This is a genomic window from Leptotrichia sp. (genome assembly GCF_057270615.1).
This window is the reverse complement of the sequence record NZ_DBHIXN010000057.1, coordinates 1-7,134: the sequence shown is the minus strand read 5'-3', so window position 1 is coordinate 7,134 and position 7,134 is coordinate 1. Positions and strand designations below refer to the sequence as shown.

Annotated in this window: 3 protein-coding genes and 1 pseudogene; 1 reads left to right on the top strand and 3 read right to left on the bottom strand. The window is 30.3% G+C overall.

Features of this window, described 5'->3' with window-relative positions:
- Positions 1-939: 939 nt before the first annotated feature.
- Positions 940-2,751, top strand: coding sequence for a translational GTPase TypA (typA, locus tag ACO409_RS08910; RefSeq protein WP_485556496.1), 1,812 nt, complete (start codon positions 940-942; stop codon positions 2,749-2,751).
- Positions 2,752-2,912: 161 nt separating this feature from the next.
- Here typA and ACO409_RS08905 read toward each other — a convergent pair whose 3' ends face one another.
- The 3 genes and pseudogenes from ACO409_RS08905 to ACO409_RS08895 form a co-directional block, all read right to left on the bottom strand.
- Positions 2,913-3,911 (bottom strand): ABC transporter substrate-binding protein, encoded by a 999-nt coding sequence (locus tag ACO409_RS08905; RefSeq protein WP_485556494.1) that lies wholly within the window; start codon positions 3,909-3,911, stop codon positions 2,913-2,915.
- 95 nt (positions 3,912-4,006) lie between these two features.
- A pseudogene (locus ACO409_RS08900) lies at positions 4,007-5,200 on the bottom strand (AAA family ATPase); the annotation flags it as partial.
- Between the two features lie 89 nt (positions 5,201-5,289).
- Complete coding sequence (locus ACO409_RS08895; protein WP_485556492.1) at positions 5,290-6,924, bottom strand: AAA family ATPase; 1,635 nt, start codon at positions 6,922-6,924, stop codon at positions 5,290-5,292.
- Positions 6,925-7,134 lie beyond the last annotated feature (210 nt).

Below are 7,134 nucleotides of genomic sequence, written 5' to 3'. Positions count from 1 at the left end.
TGCTCCTCAACCCTTAGGGGTTTGGATTTAATATTTGACATTTTTGTAAAATATGTTATAATAAATTATGTAAAAGACCTTTAAGGGGAACTTTATATAACGTTAAAAAAAATATGCCATAAATTAGGCTGGATTTTTCCAGTCTTTTTCGTTATAATAATTAAGTGAATTTTGGCATGATTCACGAAACGTTATATAAAGGAGGTAGTGAGATGGTAGATTTCATTGCGATATTTATTCTGTTTGTAATTGTTTATTACAGCTTGAATAGATAGAGAATGAATTTCACCTCTGCTCCTCAACCCTTAGGGGTTTGGATTTAATATTTGACATTTTTGTAAAATATGGTATAATAAATTTGTATAAAATCTCTAAGGGGAACTCATATACAAATAAAAAAAATATGCTACAAATTAGACTGGATTTTTCCAGTCTTTTTTGTTATAATATTTAAGTGAATTTTAGCATAATTCACAGTTTGTATATGAGGAGGTAGTGGGATGGTAGATTTCGCTGCAATATTTATTCTATTTGCTATTATTTATTATAGCTTGAATAGATAGAACATGAATTTCACCTCTGCTCCTCAACCCTTAGGGGTTTGGATTTAATATTTGACATTTTTGTAAAATATGTTATAATAAATGTGAAAGAAACCTCTATGGGGAATGTATATGATTAAAAAAAATGCCGTAAATTAGACTGGATTTTTCCAGTCTTTTTTGTTATAATGTTTAGGTGAATTTCGGCAAAATTCACAAAATATTCTACAAAAGAGGTAATGAGATGACAGATTTCATTGCAATATTTATTCTTTTTGTAATTATTTATTACATCTTTAATAGATAGAGCATGAATTTCACCTCTATTCCTCACCGTTGAGGATATACTTTAAAATTTAAGGAGGAAAAATTAACAAAAAATTTGTTAAAATAAAGGATGAACAAAATTAAAAATATTGCAATTATTGCACACGTAGATCATGGGAAAACAACTCTTGTCGACGCTTTATTGAAACAGGCGGGGACATTTGGGGAACATGAAAAAGTAGATGAAAGAATTATGGATAGTGATGATTTGGAGAAAGAAAGAGGGATTACGATTTTTTCTAAAAATGCTTCATTTCATTATGATGGATATAAGATAAATATTGTAGATACTCCGGGGCATGCGGATTTTGGTGGAGAAGTACAAAGAATCTTGAAAATGGTGGATTCAGTTTTGCTTTTGGTTGATGCTTTTGAAGGAGTTATGCCACAGACTAAATATGTGTTAAAACAGGCACTAGAACACGGGCTTCGTCCAATTGTGGTAGTTAATAAAATTGATAGGCCAAATTCAGATCCTGATGCTGTTGTAGATTCTGTATTTGATTTGTTTGTAGATTTGGGAGCAAATGATGCTCAGCTTGATTTTCCAGTAGTCTATGCGTCAGCTAAAAATGGATATGCTAAATTGGAGCTAGAAGATGAAGATAAGGATATGAAACCGCTTTATGATGAAATTATGAAGCACGTTGACGATCCTGAAGGTGATGTAAACGAACCTTTACAAATGCTTATTACAAATACAGAATATGACGAATATGTAGGAAAATTAGGAACAGGAAGAATTTATAACGGAAAAATTGAAAAAAATCAGGAAGTTACGTTGATCAAAAGAAATGGTGATTTGGTAAATGGAAAAATTACTAGAATTTATGGATATGACGGACTGAAAAAAGTTGAGATGGAACAAGCATTTGCTGGAGATATTGTAACAATTGCAGGGATTGATCAAATTGATATAGGAGAAACTGTTGCAAATAAAGAAAATCCTAAACCATTACCATTAATTGACATTGATGAGCCAACACTTGCAATGACTTTTGTTGTAAACGATTCGCCATTTTCTGGACAAGATGGAAAATTTGTAACTTCAAGAAATATTTTAGAAAGATTGCAAAAGGAAGTAAATCATAATGTAAGTATGAGACTTGAAATGACAGATTCACCAGATGCTTTTATTGTAAAAGGAAGAGGGGAACTTCAATTATCTATTTTACTTGAAAATATGAGAAGAGAAGGCTATGAAGTAGCAGTTTCAAAACCTGAAGTTATTTTTAAAGAAAAAAATGGACAAAAAATGGAGCCAATCGAACTTGCAATTATTGACGTTGCCGATGAATTTGTAGGAGTTGTAATTGAAAAGTTAGGACTTAGAAAAGGTGAAATGGTAAATATGAATCAAGGAAGCGACGGCTACACAAGACTTGAGTTCAAAGTGCCATCACGTGGATTAATTGGATTTAGAAATGAATTTTTGACAGAAACTAGAGGAACAGGAATTTTAAATCATTCTTTCTATGAATATGAACCTTTTAAAGGAGAAGTTACAGGAAGAAGAAGAGGGGTTTTAATCGCAATGGAGCCTGGAACAAGTCTAGGTTATTCACTAAATAATTTACAACCACGAGGAATTCTATTTATTGGGCCAGGAGTGGAAGTTTACGAAGGAATGATAGTTGGAGAACATTCAAGAGAAAATGACTTGGTTGTAAATGTATGTAAAGGAAAAAAACTGACAAATATGAGGGCTGCTGGAAGTGATGATGCAGTAAAACTGGCACCTCCAAAAGAATTTACATTAGAATTGGCACTTGAATACATTGAAAATGATGAATTGGTGGAAATCACTCCTAACTTTATCAGACTTAGAAAAAAATATTTGAATGCTAATGAAAGAAAGAAACATGAAAATTCAAAAGGATAAAAAATAACTTTATTCAAACGAGGTTTAGTATTAGTCGTGAGATAAATAGCATATTCTTTATTTACAAAAAATTTTAAATAATTATGGACATTTTCTATAATAGCATAAAAAAACTGGAGTTACTTAAATAGCTCCAGCTTTTTATTATATTAATTTATTAATTATTTTTTAGTTTCTACCATTTTAGCTTGTTTTAAAATGCTGTCTGGTATTTTTATTCCCAATAATTCCATATTTTGCTTGTTAATTTCAATTTTTAAGTTTTTAACTGTTTCTATTGGGATTTCACTTGGTTTTTTGCCTTTTAATAAAATTTCTGCTGCAATTTCTCCTGAACGATAACCGATGTTATAATCAGTAGTTCCTTGTGAAATTAACCCTCCTTCATTTGAAAATACATTATTTGTAGCCAAAACTGGTATTTTTGACTTATTAAACACATCAAGCAATGCTGCAAAATACGATGCTACTGTATTATCTTGAATAGCGTAATAAATATCAATATTTTTTGCAATAAGATTTGCAGCTGCAACCATCTCTGTACCATTTGTAACAGCTTTTTCAACTACTGTAAATCCATGTTGTCCTGCAAGCTTTTTCAAATTATTTACTTCAGAAACTGAATTTTGTTCAGACGAATTATAAATTATTCCTATTTTTTTTGCTTTTGGCAATAGTTCTCTCATTAATTTCAAATTTTCATTAACTGGTGCAGCGCCACTTGTTCCTGTAACATTTGGGATTCCTTCAAGTCCTGCACTTTTAGGATCTGTAACCGATCCAAACACAACTGGTATTTCACGTCCAACCTGATTTTTAGCCGCCTGTGCCGTTGGAGTAGTAATCGCAAATACTAAATCCTTTTTATCCGCTGCAAATTGCTGCATAATCAAAGTCTGGTTACTCATATCATTATTTGCAATCTTATCATCATAATCAGCCTTTACTCCTGCTTTTGCAAGTGCATCTTTAAACCCTTGTTTTGCCGCATTTAATGCTGGATGATCTACAATTTGCGATACTCCAATTTTATAAACTTTTTGATTAACTTTAGAATCCTTTTTTTGTTCTTGAGAATCATTACCCTTTTTATTTCCACAAGATAAAAGCATTCCTCCTAACATACCAAATAACAGTACACCTCTCATAATTTTTTTCATCTTTTTTCCTCCTAAAATAAATAATTTTTAATTTGTACTATTATTTTACCATATTTTTCAAAATTTTCCATTAAATATTTTCTTTAAGAATAAAAAACTTTAATAAACTTCTGTCTAAAAAACTCCCTAACTTCCCGATTAGGCAACCTCAAAGAATAAACATTCTCATAATCCTCCCCTATCTTCTCATCAACCGTCAAATATCCGCTAAACAAAAGCAATTCCCAAATTTCCTCCTGTCCAAGCAACACAGATAAATCAGAGTTTCCGTTAATATTTTCTTCTACGCTTTCCCCTGCAAATAACTGCTCCAAAGTTTCCATTGTTTCAGCATCTACATTTTTTAAAATATCATTGATAAGAAAATTCCCGGAAGAATTAATCCAATTTGGAGCCAGTTTTTTATCAAAAAGAAAATTTAAAATACTCCATGGGTTGTAAACTTCAGAATCCCCAAATTTATAGCCGTCATACCATGATTTAACATCAGCAAGCTTAAATTCAATATTGTAGTCACAAAGTGCCTTTTTTACCTCATCTTCAGTAAATCCAAAAAATTCAGAATAATGGTTGCTCAAAATAGAATAGATTCTTAAATTATTCAAATCTGAAAAGATTCCAGCTTTTATGACTCTTATGATTCCTGTCATAATACCAATTTTTAAATACTGATTAGTTTTTAATGCTTCCCCGTAAAAAATCTTAAAAAATATAATTGCTTTGTCGTAATAGTGATATTCATAAGCTGAAATTAAAGGGCTGTCGTATTCATCAATCAAAAGGACGACCTCTTTATTGTAATATTTGTATAAATAAGATGTTAAATACTTTAAAGAGTTTTCATAATCTCCATCATCTTTTTTGAACCATATTTTATCAAAAGTTTTTAGTTCAGCTTCATTTAACGAATTTCTCACATATTCAAATTCGTTGTAAAGATTTGATATTAAGGATTTTATAGCATTTAATGAATTTTTCCAGCTATCAGCCTTAATTCCTTTTAGCGAAATAAAAACTACTGGATACTGTCCTTGCTCTGAAAAATGTTTAGTTTTCTCAATATCTAAGCCATTAAACAATTCTTTATTTTCTTTACCATTATGAATATCAAAAAAATATTTTAGCATCGACATATTTAAAGTTTTCCCAAATCTTCTTGGACGTGTAAAAAGTTTTACTTTAGAACCATCATCTAAAATATTCGCAATAAATTTAGTTTTATCAACGTAATAGCAATTATTATTTATAATTTCCTTAAAATCTTCAATACCAACAGGAACCTTCTTCATTTATTTACCTCCTAAATATAAATTTATTTTTGTTGTCTAAAAAATTTATAATTTTCAATAAACATAGATTTGGAAAATATCTGATTTCTTTAAGAATAAAAAACCTTAACCATCTTCCCACAAAATGCCACCCCAACCAAAGTAATATCCTCAATCCCCCTATCTTTCAAAGCAACATCATATTTCTTCTCAATAATTTGATCCACAGCCTCCTTTGAAACTTTTTCAAGACTATTCTCATCTTTCGTAACCTTAAATTCCAGTATAAATCCCCTATTATTCTTATTTCTAGGCTCTATCATCAAATCATATCTCCCAAGCCCAGATTCTTCGTTAGACTTCACATAATAATGATTATCCAAATAAAACATCATTCCTAAAACTAATCCGTGATAAAAATCCTCATTTTTAGTATCGTTATAACTAGTCGACTTTAGCAAAATATTCTGCAAATATTTTTCAAAATAGTTAAATTTCAGCTTTTTAAGTGATTCCATCGCCTTCCTAAACAAACTTTCCCCAAAATTTACCTCAATAAACTTCTGTCTAAAAAACTCCCTAACTTCCCGATTAGGCAGCCTCAAAGAATACACATTCTCATAATCCTCCCCTATCTTCTCATCAACCGTCAAATACCCGCTAAACAAAAGCAATTCCCAAATTTCCTCCTGTCCAAGCAACACAGATAAATCAGAGTTTCCGTTAATATTTTCTTCTACGCTTTCCCCTGCAAATAACTGCTCCAAAGTTTCCATTGTTTCAGCATCTACATTTTTTAAAATATCATTGATAAGAAAATTCCCGGAAGAATTAATCCAATTTGGAGCCAGTTTTTTATCAAAAAGAAAATTTAAAATACTCCATGGGTTGTAAACTTCAGAATCCCCAAATTTATAGCCGTCATACCATGATTTAACATCAGCAAGCTTAAATTCAATATTGTAGTCACAAAGTGCCTTTTTTACCTCATCTTCAGTAAATCCAAAAAATTCAGAATAATGGTTGCTCAAAATAGAATAGACTCTTAAATTATTCAAATCTGAAAAGATTCCAGCTTTTATGACTCTTATGATACCTGTCATAACTCCCATTTTTAAATATTGATTAGTCTTTAATGCTTCCCCATAAAAAACTTTGTAAAAAGTAATAGCCTCATCGTAATAACGATATTCATAAGCAGAAATTAAAGGGCTGTCATATTCATCAATCAGAAGAATCACTTCTTTTTTATACTTTTTATACAATATTTGTGTCAAAAAAATTAAGGATTCTTTTAATTCTGCCAAATCTGCTTCTGCTGACAAATATCTCTTAAATCTTATTGAATCAAATTCATTCAGATCATTTAAAATATATTCAAATTCTGAAAACAGCCTTGCAACCAGTAATCCAATACTTCTTTTGGCTTCCTCCCAAGTATTTGACTTAATCCCTTTTAGCGAAATAAAAACTACTGGATACTGTCCTTGCTCTGAAAAATGTTTAGTTTTCTCAATATCTAAGCCATTAAACAATTCTTTATTTTCTTTACCATTATGAATATCAAAAAAATATTTTAGCATCGACATATTTAAAGTTTTCCCAAATCTTCTTGGACGTGTAAAAAGTTTTACTTTAGAACCATCATCTAAAATATTCGCAATAAATTTAGTTTTATCAACGTAATAGCAATTATTATTTATAATTTCCTTAAAATCTTCAATACCAACTGGAATTTTTTTCATTTATTTACCTCCTAATGTTAAATCTATTTAAATTTTATCTTCTTTTTTACACTATTATTTTACCATATATTTTAATTTTTTCATACCAAAAAAAGAAGAGCCGCCATCTCTGGCAGCCCTCCCCCGTTTTGTTTAAGCTATTTCCAGCATTCCTAGAATTTATTAGTATAATACTTTTAATCCTAATCCTGCTTTGAAGTTGTGTCCTTT

Bases quoted from the DNA above. Each gene is read 5' to 3' on its own strand.
- typA (WP_485556496.1), top strand. From the start codon at position 940: ATGAACAAAATTAAAAATATTGCAATTATTGCACACGTAGATCATGGG.
- ACO409_RS08905 (WP_485556494.1), bottom strand. From the start codon at position 3,911: ATGAAAAAAATTATGAGAGGTGTACTGTTATTTGGTATGTTAGGAGGA.
- ACO409_RS08895 (WP_485556492.1), bottom strand. From the start codon at position 6,924: ATGAAAAAAATTCCAGTTGGTATTGAAGATTTTAAGGAAATTATAAAT.